16 protein-coding genes, 1 tRNA gene and 2 pseudogenes are annotated in these 18,897 nt (G+C 57.5%); 6 read left to right on the top strand and 13 right to left on the bottom strand.

Features of this window, described 5'->3' with window-relative positions; genetic code table 11:
* Window position 1: 1 nt before the first annotated feature.
* Window positions 2–820: an inositol-phosphate phosphatase gene (suhB, locus tag DKB71_RS05665; protein ID WP_034150845.1), complete on the top strand. Its 819-nt coding sequence runs from the start codon at window positions 2–4 to the stop codon at window positions 818–820.
* Window positions 821–862: 42 nt separating this feature from the next.
* Here the strand turns inward: suhB and DKB71_RS05660 are convergent.
* Both DKB71_RS05660 and DKB71_RS05655 read right to left on the bottom strand, forming a co-directional pair.
* Window positions 863–2,186: pseudogene (locus DKB71_RS05660) on the bottom strand (IS4 family transposase).
* A 154-nt stretch (window positions 2,187–2,340) separates the two neighbouring features.
* Window positions 2,341–3,291 (bottom strand): annotated as a pseudogene (locus DKB71_RS05655) (IS110 family transposase).
* Between the two features lie 393 nt (window positions 3,292–3,684).
* Here DKB71_RS05655 and DKB71_RS05650 point away from each other — a divergent pair.
* The gene (locus DKB71_RS05650; protein ID WP_408599840.1) at window positions 3,685–3,999 is read left to right on the top strand and encodes a hypothetical protein; all 315 of its coding nucleotides are present in this window, start codon (window positions 3,685–3,687) and stop codon (window positions 3,997–3,999) included.
* 393 nt (window positions 4,000–4,392) lie between these two features.
* On the top strand, window positions 4,393–4,989 hold the full coding sequence (locus DKB71_RS05645) for a transposase (protein ID WP_408599839.1): 597 nt from the start codon (window positions 4,393–4,395) through the stop codon (window positions 4,987–4,989).
* A 46-nt stretch (window positions 4,990–5,035) separates the two neighbouring features.
* Here the strand turns inward: DKB71_RS05645 and DKB71_RS05640 are convergent, their stop codons facing one another.
* The 6 genes from DKB71_RS05640 to queA all read right to left on the bottom strand — a co-directional run bounded on the left by DKB71_RS05640 (window position 5,036) and on the right by queA (window position 11,140).
* Complete coding sequence (locus DKB71_RS05640; RefSeq protein WP_323605688.1) at window positions 5,036–5,587, bottom strand: glycine zipper 2TM domain-containing protein; 552 nt, start codon at window positions 5,585–5,587, stop codon at window positions 5,036–5,038.
* A gap of 120 nt (window positions 5,588–5,707) precedes the next feature.
* Window positions 5,708–6,622, bottom strand: a complete 915-nt coding sequence (secF, locus tag DKB71_RS05635; RefSeq protein WP_408599838.1) for a protein translocase subunit SecF — start codon at window positions 6,620–6,622, stop codon at window positions 5,708–5,710.
* A 9-nt stretch (window positions 6,623–6,631) separates the two neighbouring features.
* A complete protein-coding gene (gene secD, locus DKB71_RS05630; protein WP_408599837.1) occupies window positions 6,632–8,500 on the bottom strand; it encodes a protein translocase subunit SecD in 1,869 nt (622 codons plus the stop codon).
* Between the two features lie 63 nt (window positions 8,501–8,563).
* Window positions 8,564–8,902: a preprotein translocase subunit YajC gene (gene yajC, locus DKB71_RS05625; protein ID WP_016773317.1), complete on the bottom strand. Its 339-nt coding sequence runs from the start codon at window positions 8,900–8,902 to the stop codon at window positions 8,564–8,566.
* 43 nt (window positions 8,903–8,945) lie between these two features.
* Window positions 8,946–10,061 (bottom strand): tRNA guanosine(34) transglycosylase Tgt, encoded by a 1,116-nt coding sequence (gene tgt, locus DKB71_RS05620; protein WP_274077280.1) that lies wholly within the window; start codon window positions 10,059–10,061, stop codon window positions 8,946–8,948.
* Between the two features lie 14 nt (window positions 10,062–10,075).
* On the bottom strand, window positions 10,076–11,140 hold the full coding sequence (gene queA, locus DKB71_RS05615) for a tRNA preQ1(34) S-adenosylmethionine ribosyltransferase-isomerase QueA (RefSeq protein WP_046820403.1): 1,065 nt from the start codon (window positions 11,138–11,140) through the stop codon (window positions 10,076–10,078).
* Window positions 11,141–11,246: 106 nt separating this feature from the next.
* Here queA and DKB71_RS05610 point away from each other — a divergent pair.
* Both DKB71_RS05610 and DKB71_RS05605 read left to right on the top strand, forming a co-directional pair.
* Window positions 11,247–11,331: transfer RNA gene (locus tag DKB71_RS05610), tRNA-Leu, on the top strand.
* A 163-nt stretch (window positions 11,332–11,494) separates the two neighbouring features.
* Complete coding sequence (locus DKB71_RS05605; protein ID WP_408599836.1) at window positions 11,495–11,824, top strand: hypothetical protein; 330 nt, start codon at window positions 11,495–11,497, stop codon at window positions 11,822–11,824.
* 194 nt (window positions 11,825–12,018) lie between these two features.
* On the opposite strand, the gene DKB71_RS05600 is transcribed toward DKB71_RS05605, so the two are convergent.
* From DKB71_RS05600 to DKB71_RS05580, 5 genes are all read right to left on the bottom strand, one after another.
* Entirely contained in the window at window positions 12,019–12,603 is a 585-nt protein-coding gene (locus DKB71_RS05600; protein WP_408599835.1) for a hypothetical protein, read from the bottom strand.
* Window positions 12,604–13,093: 490 nt separating this feature from the next.
* Window positions 13,094–13,477: a hypothetical protein gene (locus DKB71_RS05595; protein ID WP_274077276.1), complete on the bottom strand. Its 384-nt coding sequence runs from the start codon at window positions 13,475–13,477 to the stop codon at window positions 13,094–13,096.
* Between the two features lie 752 nt (window positions 13,478–14,229).
* The gene (locus DKB71_RS05590; RefSeq protein WP_408599834.1) at window positions 14,230–14,613 is read right to left on the bottom strand and encodes a hypothetical protein; all 384 of its coding nucleotides are present in this window, start codon (window positions 14,611–14,613) and stop codon (window positions 14,230–14,232) included.
* Entirely contained in the window at window positions 14,610–16,022 is a 1,413-nt protein-coding gene (locus DKB71_RS05585; protein ID WP_408599833.1) for a PAAR domain-containing protein, read from the bottom strand. The genes DKB71_RS05590 and DKB71_RS05585 overlap by 4 nt, the downstream gene beginning before the upstream one ends.
* Window positions 16,023–16,366: 344 nt before the next feature.
* Window positions 16,367–17,182 (bottom strand): outer membrane protein OmpK, encoded by an 816-nt coding sequence (locus tag DKB71_RS05580; RefSeq protein ID WP_408599832.1) that lies wholly within the window; start codon window positions 17,180–17,182, stop codon window positions 16,367–16,369.
* Window positions 17,183–17,851: 669 nt separating this feature from the next.
* Between DKB71_RS05580 and DKB71_RS05575 the strand changes: the two genes are divergently transcribed.
* Window positions 17,852–18,874 (top strand): ABC transporter substrate-binding protein, encoded by a 1,023-nt coding sequence (locus DKB71_RS05575; protein ID WP_408599831.1) that lies wholly within the window; start codon window positions 17,852–17,854, stop codon window positions 18,872–18,874.
* Window positions 18,875–18,897 lie beyond the last annotated feature (23 nt).

Raw genomic sequence — 18,897 nt, 5'->3', positions numbered from 1 at the left:
CATGCAGCCCATGCTGAATATCGCGCTGCGCGCCGCCCGCAGCGCCAGTGAATTGATCTTCCGCTCCATCGAGCGCCTGGATACCATCAAGGTCGACGAAAAAGACGCCAAGGATTATGTATCCGAGGTGGACCGCGCCGCCGAACAGAAAATCATCGACGCACTGCGCAAGGCGTACCCGAATCACTCGATCCTGGGTGAAGAGACCGGCCTGCACGCCGGCAGTGGCATCGAAGGCGAAGAGTACCTGTGGATCATCGATCCGCTGGACGGCACCACCAACTTCCTGCGCGGCATTCCTCACTTCGCTGTCAGCATCGCCTGCAAATACCGCGGTCGCCTGGAACACGCTGTGGTCCTGGACCCGGTTCGCCAGGAAGAATTCACCGCCAGCCGTGGTCGCGGCGCCCAACTGAATGGCCGTCGCCTGCGCGTCAGCGGCCGCACCAGTCTGGACGGCGCCCTGCTGGGTACCGGCTTCCCGTTCCGTGACGACCAGATGGACAACCTCGACAACTACCTGGGCATGTTCCGCGCCCTGGTAGGCCAGACCGCCGGCATCCGCCGCGCAGGTTCAGCGAGCCTGGACCTGGCCTACGTGGCTGCCGGCCGTTTCGACGCGTTCTGGGAGTCGGGCCTGTCCGAGTGGGACATGGCTGCTGGCGCCCTGCTGATCCAGGAAGCAGGCGGCCTGGTGAGCGACTTCACCGGCGGTCACGACTTCCTTGAAAAGGGCCACGTCGTTGCCGGTAACACCAAGTGCTTCAAGGCAGTGCTGACGGCCATCCAGCCGCACCTGCCGGCCTCGCTGAAGCGCTAAGCTTGCGGCGACAGAAAAAAGCACCCTTAGGGGTAATGCCAGTCAGTTAAGCTGACTGGCAATTTTATTTCTGATCGGATACTTCGGCGATTTGAGCCGGATGGTTCGGGGATAAATACGCTCCTCTCGCCGATGAGGCAGGACATAGTGCGGCGCTGAAGCATGAAGCTCGGCCAGGTATTTGGGGATGTTCCCGGAGCGGTCGGCCGAGACGCTGTTGATAAACCCTAAAATTGCCCAGGTGCAGGCGGTAAAACTCATTTCGCACGGGTAAATTCCCGGACAGTGACGGCTCATTTCTACCATCTGATAGCGCAACAGGTTGTAGCCCAGCAACACGCCCCACAGCTCCTGCTCGATCATCTCGGGTGTCTTGCTGCGCAAGGTATAGCTGCTGTTGAGCAGCGTTGTTTCATCTCCGAAAGCCCAATTCGATCTCCCATCGCTGGCTGTACAGGTCGACTATTTCGTCAGGACGGAAGCGGGTCGGTCATCGACGTCAGGATCTGACGCACCTTGCCCTTGACGGTTTTGCTCAGAAGGCGCGCAATCAGGCGCTCGGGCAGTCCCGGCCATTGCTTGCGGGCCTGCGGCGAAGTGCTTAACGAGACCATGGCATCCTGACGGCCCAAACGCTGAACAACTTCGTACTGCGCACCCTTGCGCAGTGGCATCAGCCAATGGCGCTCGGTGCCTGCTTGCTGCCACTGGTGCAGCAATCCCAGGGAGTAGAAACCTCGATCGAATAGGGTCAACGGTGATCGGGCGTGGTGTCGATCAGTTGTTCGGCCAGTTTCATCGTTCTGCGATAGCCATCAAATGCGCTGCCGATCAACATGTGGCTCGTCAATTCCATCTGACAGACCATGCGTACCAGGGGGAAAACCGGTGTCGCCGTTGCTGGTTACTGGCCGAATCGTAGCGCGCTCGATTTTTCGCGGGTGTCAGGCGTTCGCCAGACGACACCGTCGACGCTCAACAAGCGCAAACCGGCCCAAGTCGGATGGTCAGCTGCTTCATGCCAACTTTTCTGAGTCAGGTCGAAGACTTGTCGTACGGCTTCGCTACCTAGTCTCTGACGTGCCTGGACTACGGCGCTGGGGGCCACTAACGGGCGTTGCCCCGGCAGCATGATGTTCATGCGACTGACCACATCCCACGCCGACATGCGCCGGAAGAACGCCATGGAAATCACGCACCAGAGCATCATTTCCAGCGGCAAGCGCCGCTTGCGCAGCGTCGCCACGCCGGCCTGTTCAAGCGCCTGCTCGACCAAAGAAGGATCGAGTAAGGAATCCAATCCCTCGATTGAGTTTGGAGTGGAAGCGAAGTTGTGGGTCAGTTCCAGTGCCCGAGCGAGACGCATAAAAAAATCCGATGCCAGTTCAGGCATCGGATTTTGATTTCTTGCGGCCAAAGGTCAAGCGAGATGGCTTAACTGATCGGCATTACCCTTAGGGGTGCTTTTTTTATGCCCGCAATTCACCCCCTGACACACCACAAACCCAATGTGGGAGATTCTATGTTTGGGGGGAAGCCCCCAAGACTGGATTTGGCTGATACTCGCTCTGGTTCTTCATCAGGGCGAACGCCACTCGTGCCAGCTTTCGAGCCAGGATGACCAGCACTTGAGTCGTCTTTAATCCTCGCTCCAGATAGCGTTCGTAAAATGGCTTCCAGGTCTTCGAGCGACTGGCAGCCATCGCGGCGTTATGCAGCAGACGCCGTATTTCTGAGTCACCTTTCTTGGTCAGCTTTCGACGTCCGTTCATCTGCCCCGAATCAGAGACTCTCAAATCCATTCCAAGAAACGCGATATAGGCGTCACCACTGGCGAAGTCGCCACGTTGAAATGCCATCGTCAGTGCGGTGGCGGTAAGAAAACCGACCCCCTCTACGGCCTGGCAGCGTTTGACTTGATCCAACAGACCCGCCTCTTTGACGACTTCCAACAGCTTCTTCTGGATGAGTAAATCCAATCGACCCATGGCAGCTATCTGTTGTTTGAATGCCGCTTTCAGCAGCGGCTCGTCGTTCCAGCTTTGAGTCAGGCTGACACGCGCCTGGACCAATGTCGCTCGTCTTCGAAGCAGGCTTTGAAGCTTGGTATAGACCTTCGGCGGCGGGCTCAGGACGATAGCTCTTCTCTTCGTTCTTCAAGTAACGCGCCAGTAAACGCGCGTCGCTGGCATCTGTTTTGGCGCGGCCACCCACTCCCTTTGCGGTAGTTACTCAAACGAAACCGTCGATGACATAGACGACATGTCCCATTACGTGCCCGCTCAACCGTATCCAGGTGATAGGATATTGGTGGCTTCAATCGCGGTGGCGCTGTTTGCAGGTAACGTTTTCAGCCACTTTGTAAAGACGGTTTATCGTTGACACGGGCAACAGCAGATCCGTTCGGCCTGATAGACCACCACTTCGGCCTTGGCGACATCCACTCCGACTACAGAACGCGAGACACTCATTCGCCACAAAGAAAGCTCCGGGTTAGGGTTTAAAGGCTTGTCGGGGCTTCACCATTGCGCTGGCTTGCTTCTATCGTCGGTCATGGCCGATGCATTCCTTATCGGCGCTTTTGGTGAAGGGGTGGGGCGAAGTCTCCATCGGTACTGGCTACGAGTCAGATGCTGGCTTTTAGTCCCACCACCCCTACAAGTCTAAACATACAAGCGGGCTTTGCTCGAGAAGGCGGCGGGTCAGCCAACATAGATTTTGAATGACGGACCGCTTTCGCGAGCAAGCCCGCCCCACAGGGGGATTGGTGGGGATGCTTAAATAGGGCACAAAAAGCACCCCACAGGCTAATGCCGATCAGTTAAGCCATCTCTAATTTTTGGCCGCAAGAAATCAAAAATCCGATGCCTGAACTGGCATCGGATTTTTATGCGTCTCGCTCGGGCACTGGAACTGACCCACAACTTCGCTTCCACTCCAAACTCAATCGAGGATTGGATTCCTTACTCGATCCTTCTTTGGTCGAGCAGGCGCGAACAGGCCGGCGTGGCGACGCTGCGCAAGCGGCGCTTGCCGCTGGAAATGATGCTCTGGTGCGTGATTTTCCGCGTTCTTTCCGGCGCATGTCGGCGTGGGATGTGGTCGGTCGCATGAACATCATGCTGCCGGGGCAACGCCCGTTATTCTCCAGCGCCGTAGTTCAGGCACGTCAGAACTAGGAGAAGCCGTACGGACAAGTCTTCGACCTGACTCAGAAAAGTTGGCATGAAGCAGCTGAGCATCCGACTTGGGCCGGTTTGCGCTTGTGAGCGTCGACGGTGTCGTCGGCGAACGCCTGACACCCGCGAAAAAATCGGCGCCGATTCGGCCAGTAACCAACGCGACACCGGTTTTCCCAGGTACGCATGGTCTGTCAGGATGGAATTGACGAGCCACATGTTGATCGGCAGCGCATGATGGCTATCGCAGCAACGAAAGAACTGGCGAACAACTGATCGACACCACGCCCGATCACGCTCGTTGACCCTATTCGATCGAGGTTTCTACCCTGGGATTGCTGCAAACAGTGGCAGCAAGCAGGCACCGAGCGCCATTGGAAGATCCACGCGTGAGTGCAGTACGAAGTTGTGCGTTTGGGCCGTCAGGATGCAATGGTCTCGTTAAGCATCGCCAAACCGCAAGCAATGGCCGGACTACCCGAGCCTGATTGCGCGCCTTCGAGCAAACGGTGGTGTCAGATCCTGACGTCGATGACCGACCCGCTGCGCTTCCCGTCTGACGAAATAGTCGACCTGTACAGCCAGCGATGGGAGATCGAATTGGGCTTTCGGGAGATGAAACAGACGCTGCTCAACAGCAGCTATACCTTGCGCAGCAAGACACCCGAGATGATCGAGCAGGAGCTGTGGGGCGTGTTGCTGGGCTACAACCTGTTGCGCTATCAGATGGTAGAAATGAGCCGTCACTGTCCGGGAATTTACCCGTGCGAAATGAGTTTTACCGCCTGCACCTGGGCAATTTTAGGGTTTATCAACAGCGTCTCGGCCGACCGCTCCGGGAACATCCCCAAATACCTGGCCGAGCTTCATGCTTCAGCGCCGCACTATGTCCTGCCTCATCGGCGAGAGGAGCGTATTTATCCCCGAGCCATCCGGCTCAAATCGCCGAAGTATCCGATCAGAAATAAAAATGCCAGTCAGCTTAACTGACTGGCATTACCCCACAGGGTGCTTTTTTTAACTCGTTACCAGCAGATCATTGCCCCTGCTGATTCTCCGACAGAACCAACTTGCCTTCCTTATCCACAGGAATCTGATTCCCCGGATCACGATCCATCCGCACCTTGCCTTCCTTGCCATCCAGCGAATAACGCACGTCGTAACCCACGACCTTGTCACTGATGTCATTCACCGTATTACAACGGGTCTGGGTCGTGGTGTAGGTGTCACGCTCCTGCATGCCCTCCTGAACCTTGTTACCGGCATAACCACCACCGACAGCGCCTGCAACCGTCGCAATCTTCTTGCCGGTGCCGCCGCCGATCTGGTTACCCAACAGACCGCCCGCCAGTGCACCTACCACGGTACCAGCGATCTGGTGTTGATCTTTCACCGGCGCCTGCCGGGTCACAGCTACATCCTTGCACACTTCACGTGGAGTCTTGATTTGTGTCTTGACCGGCTCAACGGCGAGTACTTGCGCGTACTCGGGACCGTTATCTTTAACCAGGCTGTAGGTGGCCACAGCGCCTCCGGCAGTTACACCGACAGCACCCAATACCGCACCAACCAGCATCGACTTGTTCACATGAACCTCCTGACCATCACATGCGGCACTTGTCCGCGCTTCTCCCAGCCTTGGAGCATAAAAAAAGGCGCGAGTTCAACTCGCGCCTTTTTTGGACTACATCGCTGAAGGAAATGCCCTTCAAGGACGGTCGTCGATTTCCTTCTCGGTGTTGGCAGCAGGAATCAGATCCTCGGAACTCAGGTTCAGCCAGATCAGCACCACGTTGGCGATGTAGATCGACGAATAAGTACCCGCCAGCACCCCGATGAACAGGGCGATGGAGAAGCCGAACAGGTTGTCGCCACCGAAGAACAGCAGGGCCGCGATCGCCAGCAAGGTGGAGATCGAAGTGGCCATGGTGCGCAGCAGGGTTTGCGTGGTCGAGATGTTGATGTTCTCGATCAGGCTGGCCTTGCGCAGCACCCGGAAGTTCTCACGAACCCGGTCGAATACCACGATGGTGTCGTTGAGCGAGTAACCGATGATCGCCAGTACCGCCGCCAGCACCGTCAGGTCGAAGGTGATCTGGAAGAACGACAGGATACCGATGGTCACGATCACGTCGTGGATCAGGGACACGATCGCACCGACCGCGAACTTCCACTGGAAGCGGAAAGCCAGGTAGATCAGGATGCCGCCCAGCGCCATCAGCATGCCGAGGCCGCCCTGGTCGCGCAGCTCTTCACCCACCTGCGGTCCGACGAACTCGACGCGCTTAACGGTTGCCGGGTTTTCGCCGCCTACCTTCTGCAAGGCCTCGGCCACCTGGTGACCCAGTTGCGGGTCTTCGCCAGGCATGCGCACCAGCAGATCGGTGGTGGCACCGAAGTTCTGCACGATGGCTTCGTGATAACCCGATTTGACCAGTTGCTCACGCACCTGGGTGACGTCGGCCGGACGCTCGTAGGTCAGCTCGATGAGCGTACCGCCGGTGAAGTCCAGGCCCCAGTTCATGCCCTTGGTGGCAACGCTGAACAAGGCCAGCACGGTAAGGAACAATGTGACGCCGAACGCAACGTTGCGGACGCCCATGAAGTTGATTGTACGTAACATGGCAGCCCCTTAAATCCACAACTTCTTGAAGTCACGTCCGCCGAAGATCAGGTTGACCATCGCGCGGGTCACCATGATGGCCGTGAACATCGAGGTAAAGATCCCGAGGGACATGGTCACTGCGAAGCCCTTGACCGGGCCGGTGCCCATGGCAAAGAGAATCCCGCCGACCAACAGTGTTGTCAGGTTGGCGTCGAGAATCGCGGTGAATGCCCGGCCGAAGCCTTCATTGATTGCGCGCTGCACGGTCATGCCCGCGGCAATCTCTTCACGAATCCGCGAGAAGATCAGCACGTTGGCGTCGACCGCCATACCCATGGTCAACACGATACCGGCGATACCCGGCAGGGTCAGCGTTGCCCCCAGCAGCGACATCAGGGCCAGCAGCATCACCATGTTCACCGCCAGAGCGACGGTGGCGATGATGCCGAAGAAGCGGTAGATGGCGATGATGAACAGCGAGACGAACAGCATGCCCCACAGCGATGCATCGATACCCTTGGTGATGTTGTCGGCACCCAGGCTCGGGCCGATGGTGCGCTCTTCAGCGAAGTACATCGGTGCAGCCAGGCCGCCAGCGCGCAGCAGCAGCGCCAGTTCGGACGACTCGCCCTGGCCGTTCAGGCCGGTGATGCGGAACTGCGCACCCAGCGGCGACTGGATGGTCGCCAGGCTGATGATCTTCTTCTCTTCCTTGAAGGTCTGAACCGCGACGTCTTTTTCGACACCGTTGACCATTTGCTTGGTGTAAGTGGTGACCGGACGCTGCTCGATGAAGATCACCGCCATGCTGCGACCGACGTTCGAACGGGTCGCGCGGCTCATCAGCTCGCCACCGTGGCCATCCAGGCGGATGTTCACTTCTGGCGTGCCGTGCTCGCCGAAACCAGCCTTGGCGTCAGTTACCTGGTCACCGGTGATGATCAGGCCACGCTCGATCTGCGCTGGCGGACGGTTGCCCTCACGGAACTCAAAGGATTCGGAGGTGGCTTTCGAAGCACCCGGCTCAGCCGCCAGACGGAACTCGAGGTTGGCCGTCTTGCCGAGGATACGCTTGGCTTCCGCGGTGTCCTGCACGCCCGGCAGCTCAACCACGATGCGGTTGGCGCCCTGACGCTGGACGATCGGTTCGGCAACACCCAGCTCGTTGACGCGGTTACGTACCGTGGTCAAGTTCTGCTTGATGGAGTATTCGCGGATTTCCGCCAGCTTGGCCGGGGTCATCGCCAGACGCAGCACCGGTTGACCGTTGAGGTCGGCCGGAACAATGTCGAAATCGTTGAAATTCTTGCGGATCAGAGCGCGGGCCTGTTCACGGCTGTCTTCATCGGAGAAGCCCAGCTGAATGGCGCCGTTGAGTTGCGGCAGGCTGCGATAGCGCAGTTTCTCTTTACGCAACAGGCTCTTCACATCGCCTTCGTACACTTTCAAGCGTGCGTCGAGGGCCTTGTCCATGTCCACTTCGAGCAGGAAGTGCACACCACCGGACAAGTCCAGACCCAGTTTCATCGGGTGCGCGCCGAGGTTGCGCAGCCATTGCGGAGTGGTTTGTGCCAGGTTCAGTGCAACGACGTAGTCATCACCCAACGCCTTGCGCACCACGTCCTTGGCCGGCAGCTGGTCTTCAGCCTTGGTCAGGCGAATCAGACCGCCCTTGCCGCCCGCCGCCAGCGTGGCAGCCTTGACGTTGATCCCGGATTCCTTGAGCGCTGCGCTCACACGATCCAGATCAGCCTGATTGACCTGCAGCGCAGTGCTTGCACCGCTGACCTGAATGGCCGGGTCATCAGGATAAAGATTGGGAGCGGAATAAATCAGACCGATCGCCAGCACCGCCAGGATCAGAATGTATTTCCACAGAGGGTATTTGTTCAGCATCACGCCGCCCGCTTATGACGCGGGGCGCCTTGCGCGCCCCGTCGATTGAGTAGAAGTTGAAACTTAGATCGCTTTGAGCGTGCCTTTTGGCAGCGTGGCGGCGATGGCGCCTTTCTGGAACTTCATTTCGACGGTGTCGGAAACTTCCAGAACCACGAAATCGTCAGCCACTTTGGTGATCTTGCCGGCGATGCCGCCGGTGGTCACAACTTCGTCACCTTTTTGCAGGCTGCTCAGCAGGTTTTTCTGCTCTTTGGCGCGCTTGGCCTGTGGACGCCAGATCATCAGGTAGAAGATGACCAGGAAGCCGACCAGGAAAATCCACTCAAAACCGCCACCCATTGGGCTGGCAGCAGCAGGTGCAGCAGCGTCAGCCATGGCATTAGAGATAAAAAAGCTCATTTAGCACTCCAGTTGCAAATGTTGAATCTTGGGGTCAGGAAACTCAGTCCAAAGGCGGCACGGGTAGCCCGCGTTTGGCGTAGAAGGCATCGACAAAGGCGGCCAATGTACCCTGTTGAATAGCCTCGCGCAAACCAGCCATAAGCACTTGATAATGACGCAAGTTATGGATGGTATTGAGCATGCTTCCCAGCATTTCGCCGCACTTGTCCAGGTGATGCAGGTAAGCGCGGGAGAAGTTCTGGCAGGTATAGCAATCGCAGGTCGGATCGAGCGGCGAATCATCATGGCGATGGAACGCGTTTCGGATCTTCAGCACGCCGGTATCGATGAACAGATGCCCATTGCGGGCATTACGGGTTGGCATCACGCAATCGAACATGTCCACACCGCGGCGCACACCCTCCACGAGATCTTCCGGTTTGCCAACGCCCATAAGGTAACGAGGTTTGTCAGCCGGCATCATGCCCGGCAGGTAATCCAGCACCTTGATCATCTCGTGCTTGGGCTCGCCCACCGACAGGCCGCCGATGGCCAGGCCGTCGAAGCCGATCTTGTCCAGGCCTTCCAGGGAGCGCATGCGCAGGTCCTGGTGCATGCCGCCCTGGACGATACCGAACAGCGCCGCCGTGTTCTCGCCATGGGCGTTTTTCGAGCGCTGGGCCCAACGCAGGGACAATTCCATGGAAATACGGGCGACGTCTTCGTCAGCCGGGTACGGCGTGCATTCGTCGAAAATCATCACGATGTCCGAGCCCAGGTCACGCTGGACCTGCATCGACTCTTCCGGGCCCATGAACACCTTGGCGCCGTCGACCGGGGAAGCGAAGGTCACGCCCTCCTCCTTGATCTTGCGCATGGCGCCCAGGCTGAACACCTGGAAACCGCCGGAGTCGGTCAGAATCGGGCCTTTCCACTGCATGAAATCGTGCAGGTCGCCGTGCTTCTTGATCACTTCCGTGCCAGGGCGCAGCCACAGGTGGAAGGTGTTGCCCAGAATGATTTCAGCGCCGGTCGCCTCGATATCCCGTGGCAGCATGCCCTTGACCGTGCCGTACGTGCCCACCGGCATGAAAGCCGGGGTCTCGACGGTACCGCGCGGGAAGGTCAAACGACCGCGACGAGCCTTGCCATCAGTGGCCAGCAGCTCGAAAGACATACGACAGGTGCGACTCATACAGTTTCCTCTGGGCCCGATTCTTCAGGGGCGGTCGGCGCAGGGTTGCGAGTGATGAACATCGCATCACCGTAGCTGAAAAAGCGGTATCCGTTATCGACGGCGGCCTTGTAGGCGGCCATGGTCTCGGGATAACCGGCGAACGCCGAAACCAGCATCAACAGCGTGGATTCGGGCAAATGGAAGTTGGTGACCAGGGCATCGACCACATGAAACGGCCGGCCAGGGTAAATGAAAATGTCTGTATCGCCGCTGAACGGCTTGAGCACGCCATCGCGCGCAGCACTTTCCAGCGACCGCACGCTGGTGGTGCCCACGGCTATCACACGACCACCGCGCGCGCGGCAGGCGGCCACGGCATCCACCACGTCCTGGCCGACTTCCAGCCATTCAGTGTGCATGTGGTGGTCTTCGAGCTTCTCCACGCGCACCGGCTGGAAAGTGCCAGCGCCGACGTGCAGGGTCACGAACGCGGTCTCGATGCCCTTGGCGGCAATCGCCTCCATCAGCGGCTGATCGAAATGCAGCCCCGCCGTCGGCGCCGCCACCGCGCCCAGGCGCTGGGCGTACACGGTCTGGTAACGCTCGCGGTCCGAGCCCTCGTCCGGGCGGTCTATATAAGGAGGCAGCGGCATGTGCCCAACGCGGTCGAGCAGCGGCAACACCTCCTCGGCAAAGCCCAGCTCGAACAACGCGTCATGACGCGCCAGCATCTCGGCCTCGCCACCGCCGTCGATAAGGATCTTCGACCCCGGCTTCGGTGACTTGCTGGACCGCACATGCGCCAGCACGCGATGACTGTCGAGCACCCGCTCCACCAGGATTTCCAGCTTGCCGCCGGAAGCCTTCTGGCCAAACAGTCGTGCCGGAATCACCCGGGTATTGTTGAACACCATCAAGTCGCCGGGGCGCAAATGCTCCAGCAAATCAGTGAATTGACGGTGTGCCAGGGCGCCGCTGACCCCATCCAGGGTCAACAGGCGACTGTTGCGACGCTCGGCCAAAGGGTGGCGGGCGATCAGCGAATCAGGGAGCTCGAAGGTAAAGTCAGCAACGCGCATGATGGGGTGTCGTCTAGCAGGGTCGGGAAGTCTAGCGGAATTATCAAAAATTCTCCATGTACCTGATTGACCGACGGTTATCTCATCTCTATACTCCGCGGCCATTGCCCTGATGGCGGAATTGGTAGACGCGGCGGATTCAAAATCCGTTTTCGAAAGGAGTGGGAGTTCGAGTCTCCCTCGGGGCACCAAAATTAAGAAAGGCCTTGCTTAGCAAGGCCTTTTTTTTCGCCCGCAATAATGTGCCTGACACCCCACCGACCTGTGTAGGAGCTGCCGAAGGCTGCGATCTCTTGATCTTGCTTCTCTTCCACGCGGGCCACGTCCGCGGAACATTTCACAAGGATTCCCCCCATGGAATTGCACCTGGAAACCGTCGCCCTCTTCTCCCTCAAACTGGCTTATGAATCGGAAGATTCAAGTCCGATTTTGCGGGATGACCTGGTCATGGGTGATTACCAGAGGGATGTGTTTGAGTTGCTGGTGCGACGGGGGGATGTTGAGGGGATTCGGGTGAAGGTGGGTGAGTGTGTGGGGTTGGCGTTGGAGGCGGTTGGGGGTGTGGATAAGCCGTTGGGGCGGGAGTTGGGGAGGTTGGCGAGGGAATTTGCTGGGATTCGGGTGATGGAGGAGCTTGATGCCCCCCTTATCGCGCTTAAGGATTATCTGAAAGATATTCAATGAATCAAGGTGGGCAGTCTTACAACGGGAGCATCCGGTAGCAGGGCCGACGGTGATTGCCACGCCCTATCCAACTTTAATTATATTTCCCTTATTAGGCTTCTTTTAGTTTGTCCCTTTTAGCCTCCTGTAGATGCTACCGGTTGTCAGCATCGCCGTCGTGTTGGAGTGGCGGGCTGCGGTGAGACCGGCAGCGCTCAAGTCGAGCAACTGTGGTTCGACTTGCGATCACCGGTAGACTCAATGGTGACTAACGGCTGGGCATTCAGCCAGATTTCGAGGCGCTGCCACTCGGGGTCGGTGAGATCGGCAGCCCTCTCTCCGCGCCGGCTGTCGATCATGCGCAGACCAAAGTCCTCTGGCAGAAGGGGACCGAAGGCGCCGAAGCGCCAAGCATGATCAAACACGAGGACGTTCAGTCCACCAGTGTCGCGAACTTGAGCCTCAGGCCCGTGAACGGGGTTGGGTTGCCAAGCGAAACCGTTGTTGCTGGTAGGCTTATAGAAATTGTCGGGGACATCGGTACAGTCAGGTTTCTTTGAGGTGAAACGGCGGTCGTTCCAGTATTCGGTGAAGGTCAGTACCTCAGAGACGATGCCGGCCCAGACGACGCTGTGGCGGGAGGTGGGATTCACTACCGCGCCTGCAAAAGCAAGCACGAGATCGCCGACCTTCGCCTTCTTGCGGATGCCCGGCTTACAGACAGCCAGCGTAACAGCCGGCGGATCGTAATTTGGCGCGGAGCCCGCGTCCGTGGCGATCACATACGTGTGAACTCGCATCGTTATGCCTCCTGCGCAAAGAGCTGATCGAGCCACGCGAGCGCATCGACACCATTCCTGATGCCAGCGACGAACACCTGACCACGTGCGACCACCTACAAAGTCCCGGACGACGACCAGCGCTATAAGGGGTGATCAGGCCGATTTTCAGCCACCAATATACGAAACGCTAGGGTTGCCCCCCTCCCGCATGACCAGCGGCTGAATGTGCGTCATTGGCCGAAACAGTCCCTAGAAGAGGAAAGAATCGCTGAGGCACACACCTTGCCTGCGATTTGTGCGCGACACTCACGCTCATTTCAGGATCTCATAGATTATTTCACCAGTTTTTGTCACCGGTCTGCCGAGGGTAGACCCTACAGCCAAGCGTCCTCTTACCACTACAAATCAACATGCCAATATTTCTGAGCTTGCAGTTTAGTTCTCGAAACTGGCTAGCCTTAAACCAGCCAGCTACCGACCACACACAACATAAGTCCACAGTCAAAAATCACTTGAGTACTCCTGATTTCCACAACGCCACGAGTAACGCTAAGGAAGTAAATAGTCCTACAGCACTCCACATGAGCACGATTAGCTTGCGCCTGAGTGAAACGGGAAAGCTTTCTATATCTCCAGCACCGGCGATACCGTGTTTTACAAAAAAGCTGGGGAATGTAACGACGCTGCATGCTGAACCCACTAGCTGCAGCTTTCCCCAAGGCCCCTTATATATGCGTGTGGAAATGGTTATGGCTGAAGAACTGTTTTTGAAAGAATTCAGCAACACATCTGTTTTTGTATAGCCAAGATATAGCGCAACCGCGAGCCAGACAAACATGCTGATGAGCACAATTCCACACGAACTGCCGACAACCAGTTCCGCAGTAGTCATTTCAAATTCTCATAAACAAGTTCGCCAATTATTTTGCCACCCATCTCACCAAGCGTGCTGCCTGCAAAAGAACCAATGCCAACCGCTAGACACTGCACGCCAGCAGACCGACACCAGCTTTCGCTACACCCTGCCCAATGCAAACCCCGCCAACTGCAGAAGTAGTTAATATTGCACCTGCCATGGCACCACCAGCGATCCCCCCAGCAAAACTTCCCGTTTCCGTGAACCTGATTCGTTCGCATGCTTAAAAAATGGGACAAGTTTATTTTAAAGAGAATAAACCTTCCCCCCTTTTGCTACTCCCTTTTCTGTCGTGCGCCTGGGAACTACTCTACAACTATATTCCGAACACCGCTAAACGAGGCCAAGTGCGGCGACTGCGAAAAACCCAAGCAATAGAACAATAAAAACTACCCCACCCCAATGCAACACAATTAGTTTTCGTCTGAGGCGTCTAGGAAAGTTTTGCAGGTTCTTAGCGTTGGCTCCACCATCGCAAAGATATAAATTAGGCATAGTCATCATGCCCATTATGGCAGCCAGTACAAACAACCTCCCACGAGTTCCCCCGTTGTAGATTATTTCGCCAGTTTTTTTCATCCGTCTCGCCGAGGGCAAACCCTACAGCCAGTCCTCTTGCCAGTACAAATCAATAAACCTAAGTTTTTAGCTTGCAGTTTGGTTCTCGGAACTGGCTAGCCTTAAGCCAGCCAGCTACCGACCCCACACGACATAAACCCACAATCACATCACTTCAGCACTCCTGACTCCCACAATGAAACCAGGAAAACCAAAGTGGCGAGCAACCCTATTACACTCCATTGCAAAATAATTAATTTGCGCCTTATTGGAAGTGGAAAGCCCTCTATATCTGCAGCACTCGCGATGCCACGATTTATAAAAAAACGAGGAAAGGTGACAACACTGGCAATGCCGCCGACCAACTGCAGCTTCCCAAAAGGGCCTGTATGCTTGTGCGTATCGACAGTAATCAGCGACGAACTGTTTTTGAAATACTTCGATAACTCTTCACCCTTTGTGTACCCAAGGTATAGTGCAATCCCAATCCAAACATAGATACCAAGGAGCACCACCCCACACAAACCACCTACGATTAATTCGGCCGTCGTCATCTCGCATACTCGTATATAACCTCCCCGATTATCTCACCGCCCTTTCCGCCATATACGCCGCCGGCATAAGAACCGATGCCAACCACGACGATACTGCATGCCAATGTACCTAGCCCGCCTGTAGGCCCCCCCAACCCAATGCAGAGCGCACCGACAACGGGGGCCGACAATATCGCGCCTGCAGCTACACCACCGCCGATCCCCCCGGCAAAGGCCCCTGTTTCAGTAAACCTGACTCGCTCGCAAGCCTCGGTATTTCCCGCCTTACACACATCCTGCACCTTCATGGCAGAGGCTCCTCCGCCGACGGCAGTCCCTACCCAACCTCCGTATTTGACGTATTTAGAAGCCTTCGCCACACCTTCAAGATGGGTGGCATGACCCGGTATTTGCCCCCCGGGACTGGCATTCGTCCAGTGGTGGACCAGACTTTGGCTGGAAATACCCAACATTTTTTTCAAGTTAATGTGGTCAGGGAATCCAATGCCCTTGCGGGTCAATGCCGTCATATGGCTGTTCAGTTGTGCGAACAGACGCTGGCGCTCTGCAAAGAATGCTGGCGAGCGCAGGTGCCCATCTCTCTGCAGCGTATTCTGTTGCAACGCTTCAATATCCCTCAAGGCATTGCCTACGTTATCCAGGTTGTTCTTGAAAATACTCGCGCCAACGCCAATAGCGTTCGAGCCGTAGGTCAGGAAGGCCTGGATGACATCACGGTGTTGCACCATGAAATCCGCTTCTTCCGGGCTAAGCGTTTCAATGATCTGGTTGGTCTTGGCTGCCACGTCCATGAGCAGCGCTTCTTCACGGGTGCATTGGTGATTTTTGGGGTCGCTCAGCACGATCATCGAGCCGGCTTTGACGTCGCGCAGGTTGGGGTTCAGTAGCTTGAATTTGCCCATCACCGCCGGATCACGCAGGGTGAACAAGTCGGCTTCGAGCTGTTCGCGGCTGGTGCTTTTGGGCACGATGTAGAAGCCCGGTTCCTGCGCCGCTGCACTGCCCAAGGGCACTGGCTTGGGCACGCTCGACGCAGACGCGAAAGCAGCTGGCCGAGGCGCTGCCGGATTGCCGGCGAGAGGTGTGGTCGGTTGGGACGCGGCCCTCGTGGTCTGGGGCGCAGCACTGTGGCTCGATTCATACGTGGCGTTGAACACCGACGGGATCAACCTGGCTCTGCACGGGCAGGTGCTGTAGCTGTCCAGCGAGCCCGCCACGATCCTGCCATGACTGTTGATGTAGGAGACGCCTCCCACGATCTTGTAGGTTTCGTCGTTTTTCCCGCAGGAAACACGGTCGCCTTCACGCGCATGGGCAATGCCAAACATCATGACGCGTGTGTCGGCTTCCAACACCTTGCCGCCGCAAGTGGTGTCGTCACCCAGGCGAATGAAATGTCCTTTGGCCATTGCTGATCTCCCTCTCTGCTGGCGCTCCAGTCATGGAAAGCGCACCACTGTTATAGATCGATAAGCCGACTCGAGATGAGTGGCTTAAGGCAAAGTACGTGGACAGAGAGGAAACTCAAGATGGTCGAGAAAATCAGGAAAGATCCCACAAACCATGCAGAAAAAGGCGACAAAAATGGAGATAGGACAAATACCAATTCGTACTCGGTTCTGGGATTTGAGATTGGCCTCGCGGTTTTCGGGGCTCCCACAAGCCGTACAGAAAACGGCGACGAAAATTGTGACAGGGTGAAACCGGGGCACCACGCACCCCGGTCAAACGCCCGACTCGTCACGCTCTCCCGTCAAAAATGCACCTTCAGCAAGAGGCTCAGCGCATTCTGGTCTGTTTCAAATCCTGAAGTGTCTTCAATCCCGTATTTATTCGACCAGTAATCCCACTCGATCCCCGCATAAAACTGCTTCTGCCGTTGCCCCAGCGCTTTGCCCACGTCGTATTTGATCTGTGGGTTGAAGTGCAAGCTCTTGGCCACGTAGTTGGAGGTGCCTTTGTTGCCGACGTCGTTGACGTACCACTCCAGGTAGCCGTCGAAGAGGATGTCGGAGCGGCCCAGCGGGAGGGTCATGGACCAGGTGGGGTTGATCTGCCATTGGCCGGAGGCCTTGCCGGTGATGCCGTCGGGTTTGCGGTAGTAGGTGTTCAGGGAGAAGCGATCGAAGCCTGGAAGGGCGAGGTCGACAGCGGGGCCGAGCAGATATTTGCGGTTGCGGTCTTCGCCGCGTTCGTAGGTGGCGGCGATGAGCACGTCCTTGACGATGCCATAGCTCAGGGACCGGTCGCTGATTTTGCCCAGGGACAGGCGTGGGGAGAATTCGCCGTAGTAGGAATGGCCGTCTCCACCCGAGAGGCCGTTGGACCATTTGTTGTCGACGAACATGAAGACGTCACCCCAGGTCCAGCCGCTGGCGTGTTCGAAGGTGATCGTTTGCTGGGTGTCGTCGCCGGTGCCGTCGACTTTGAAGTGCTGGCCGTAGAGGTAGCTCAGGCTGTTGTCGTTCCACAGCAGCGGGCCGGCTTCGACGCTGGCGCTGGCCAGGGCGAAAAGCGACAGCAGGCTGCGGCGCAAAAGAGTAAGTGCTAGTAACGGAGATGTTTTCATGGACTGCCCCTGGTAGGTGATTGGCGTAAATCACCGGCAAGGCATGCCCGAGCTGCGGGATAACCACTGTTCTGGCCCTCAGCGTACTGAGGGGCGCCCCTTGCCGGGTACGCGGCGTAATGCCGCCAGAGCAATGCCCGGCACCCTGGGTCCTGTTGGAGCCGCTCAGTGCTGACCGCTTCTACTCGATCCGGAACTTAGCACGGGTTGTGCCAACTGATCGAATACAATCCGCAAGCCATACTCAGCACAATCGACCGCTGAAATTGAACACGCGAATACCCAATGGATTGCGCACCATATTGAGGCCTGGGCGCCCGAGTTCGCACCTTCACGAATCGTCTTCCCCTACTGCTCACCGAGCGCCTGACACGCCCAAACCCCTGACTGCGCGACAGCAACGACTTGGCACGCTTCTGGCTATGACTCCTTCCGAGTAGAAGCGGTCAGTGCCAGCGATGGCACCGGGCATTGCTCTTGCGCCCTCCCCTATGGGCGTACGTCCGATTGGATGCTTGAACGCGGCGCCAGCGCCCCGGGCAAGAGAGATGTGTTAGCCGCGTGTCTACACCTTGGCGCCCTCTCTCTTTCCACGTTCTCTCCAATCGGTCCCTCGCTGGCGTGCCGATTGGCGCGCGGCGGTTTTCGAATCGTTGTGGAGAACACATCATGAAAATTCGCTTTGCCTTGGGTCAACCGCTTCGCTCGATGCTGGCCATGGCCCTCGTGCCCGCCGCACTGATAGCGTCTCCGCTGGCCCTGGCCAATGACAAGGTGGTGCTGCTCACTTCCTGGTATGCCCAGGCCGAACAGGGTGGTTTCTACCAAGCCCTGGCCGATGGTTTGTACGAGAAGGAAGGCCTGGACGTGACCATTCGCATGGGTGGGCCGCAGGTCAATGGCATGCAGTTGCTGGTCAACAAGCAGGCCGACTTCATCGTCAACTACGACTTGCAGATCCTCAAGAGCGTGGAGCAAGGCCTGCCCGTGGTAGCAGTGGCCGCGCCCTTCCAGGGCGACCCACAAGGGTTGCTGACCCATGCGGACGTCAGCGGCCTGGACGCCCTGCAGAACAAGCAGGTGCTGGTGTCCACCTCGGGCCAGCAAACCTGGTGGCCGTGGCTCAAGGGCAAGTATCAGCTCTCGGACAGCCAGGCGCGTCCCTACACCTTCAACCTGCAACCCTTCCTCGCTGACGCCAACACCACGCAGCAGGCCTACGCCAGCTCCGAGTTGTTCCAGGCGCTGAAGACCGGCGAGAAAGCCAACTTTTTCCTGTTTGCCGACGCCGGCTACCCGCCCTACGGCTCGACCCTGGCCACCCGCCAGGACGTGATCGATCAACACCCTGACCGAGTCCAGCGTTTTGTCCGCGCCTCGATGGAGGGCTGGAAGCGTTACCTGGACAACCCGAGCGCCAATCATCTGATCAAGGCCGACAACCCGAACATGAGCGATGAGCTGCTCGCCTGGGGCTTGTCGACCCTCAAGCAATACCGCCTTGTCACCGGTGGTGATGCCGCCACCCAGGGCATCGGTGTGATGAGCGATGCGCGCTGGCAGGCTACCCGCAATTTCATGGTCGAGGCCGGCCTGCTCGGTGCCGATGCGCCTTGGCAGAAGGCCTATACCACGCGCTTCGTTCAGGACCTGAAGGTACTGCCGACTGCCGAACAGGCCGCCAGCCGCTAAGCCCGATTGCACCAACTTTGCAC

Source organism: Pseudomonas sp. PLMAX (assembly GCF_046042685.1).
Taxonomy (GTDB): Bacteria; Pseudomonadota; Gammaproteobacteria; order Pseudomonadales; family Pseudomonadaceae; genus Aquipseudomonas; species Aquipseudomonas putida_AE.
This window is presented reverse-complemented; position numbering and strand designations above follow the sequence as displayed.

Coding starts and splice junctions, on each gene's coding strand:
- suhB (WP_034150845.1), top strand. CDS start 2: ATGCAGCCCATGCTGAATATCGCGCTGCGCGCCGCCCGCAGCGCCAGT.
- DKB71_RS05650 (WP_408599840.1), top strand. CDS start 3,685: ATGCCTGAACTGGCATCGGATTTTTATGCGTCTCGCTCGGGCACTGGA.
- secF (WP_408599838.1), bottom strand. CDS start 6,622: ATGTTACGTACAATCAACTTCATGGGCGTCCGCAACGTTGCGTTCGGC.
- secD (WP_408599837.1), bottom strand. CDS start 8,500: ATGCTGAACAAATACCCTCTGTGGAAATACATTCTGATCCTGGCGGTG.
- yajC (WP_016773317.1), bottom strand. CDS start 8,902: ATGAGCTTTTTTATCTCTAATGCCATGGCTGACGCTGCTGCACCTGCT.
- tgt (WP_274077280.1), bottom strand. CDS start 10,061: ATGTCTTTCGAGCTGCTGGCCACTGATGGCAAGGCTCGTCGCGGTCGT.
- queA (WP_046820403.1), bottom strand. CDS start 11,140: ATGCGCGTTGCTGACTTTACCTTCGAGCTCCCTGATTCGCTGATCGCC.
- DKB71_RS05605 (WP_408599836.1), top strand. CDS start 11,495: ATGGAATTGCACCTGGAAACCGTCGCCCTCTTCTCCCTCAAACTGGCT.
- DKB71_RS05600 (WP_408599835.1), bottom strand. CDS start 12,603: ATGCGAGTTCACACGTATGTGATCGCCACGGACGCGGGCTCCGCGCCA.
- DKB71_RS05595 (WP_274077276.1), bottom strand. CDS start 13,477: ATGACTACTGCGGAACTGGTTGTCGGCAGTTCGTGTGGAATTGTGCTC.
- DKB71_RS05590 (WP_408599834.1), bottom strand. CDS start 14,613: ATGACGACGGCCGAATTAATCGTAGGTGGTTTGTGTGGGGTGGTGCTC.
- DKB71_RS05585 (WP_408599833.1), bottom strand. CDS start 16,022: ATGGCCAAAGGACATTTCATTCGCCTGGGTGACGACACCACTTGCGGC.
- DKB71_RS05580 (WP_408599832.1), bottom strand. CDS start 17,182: ATGAAAACATCTCCGTTACTAGCACTTACTCTTTTGCGCCGCAGCCTG.
- DKB71_RS05575 (WP_408599831.1), top strand. CDS start 17,852: ATGAAAATTCGCTTTGCCTTGGGTCAACCGCTTCGCTCGATGCTGGCC.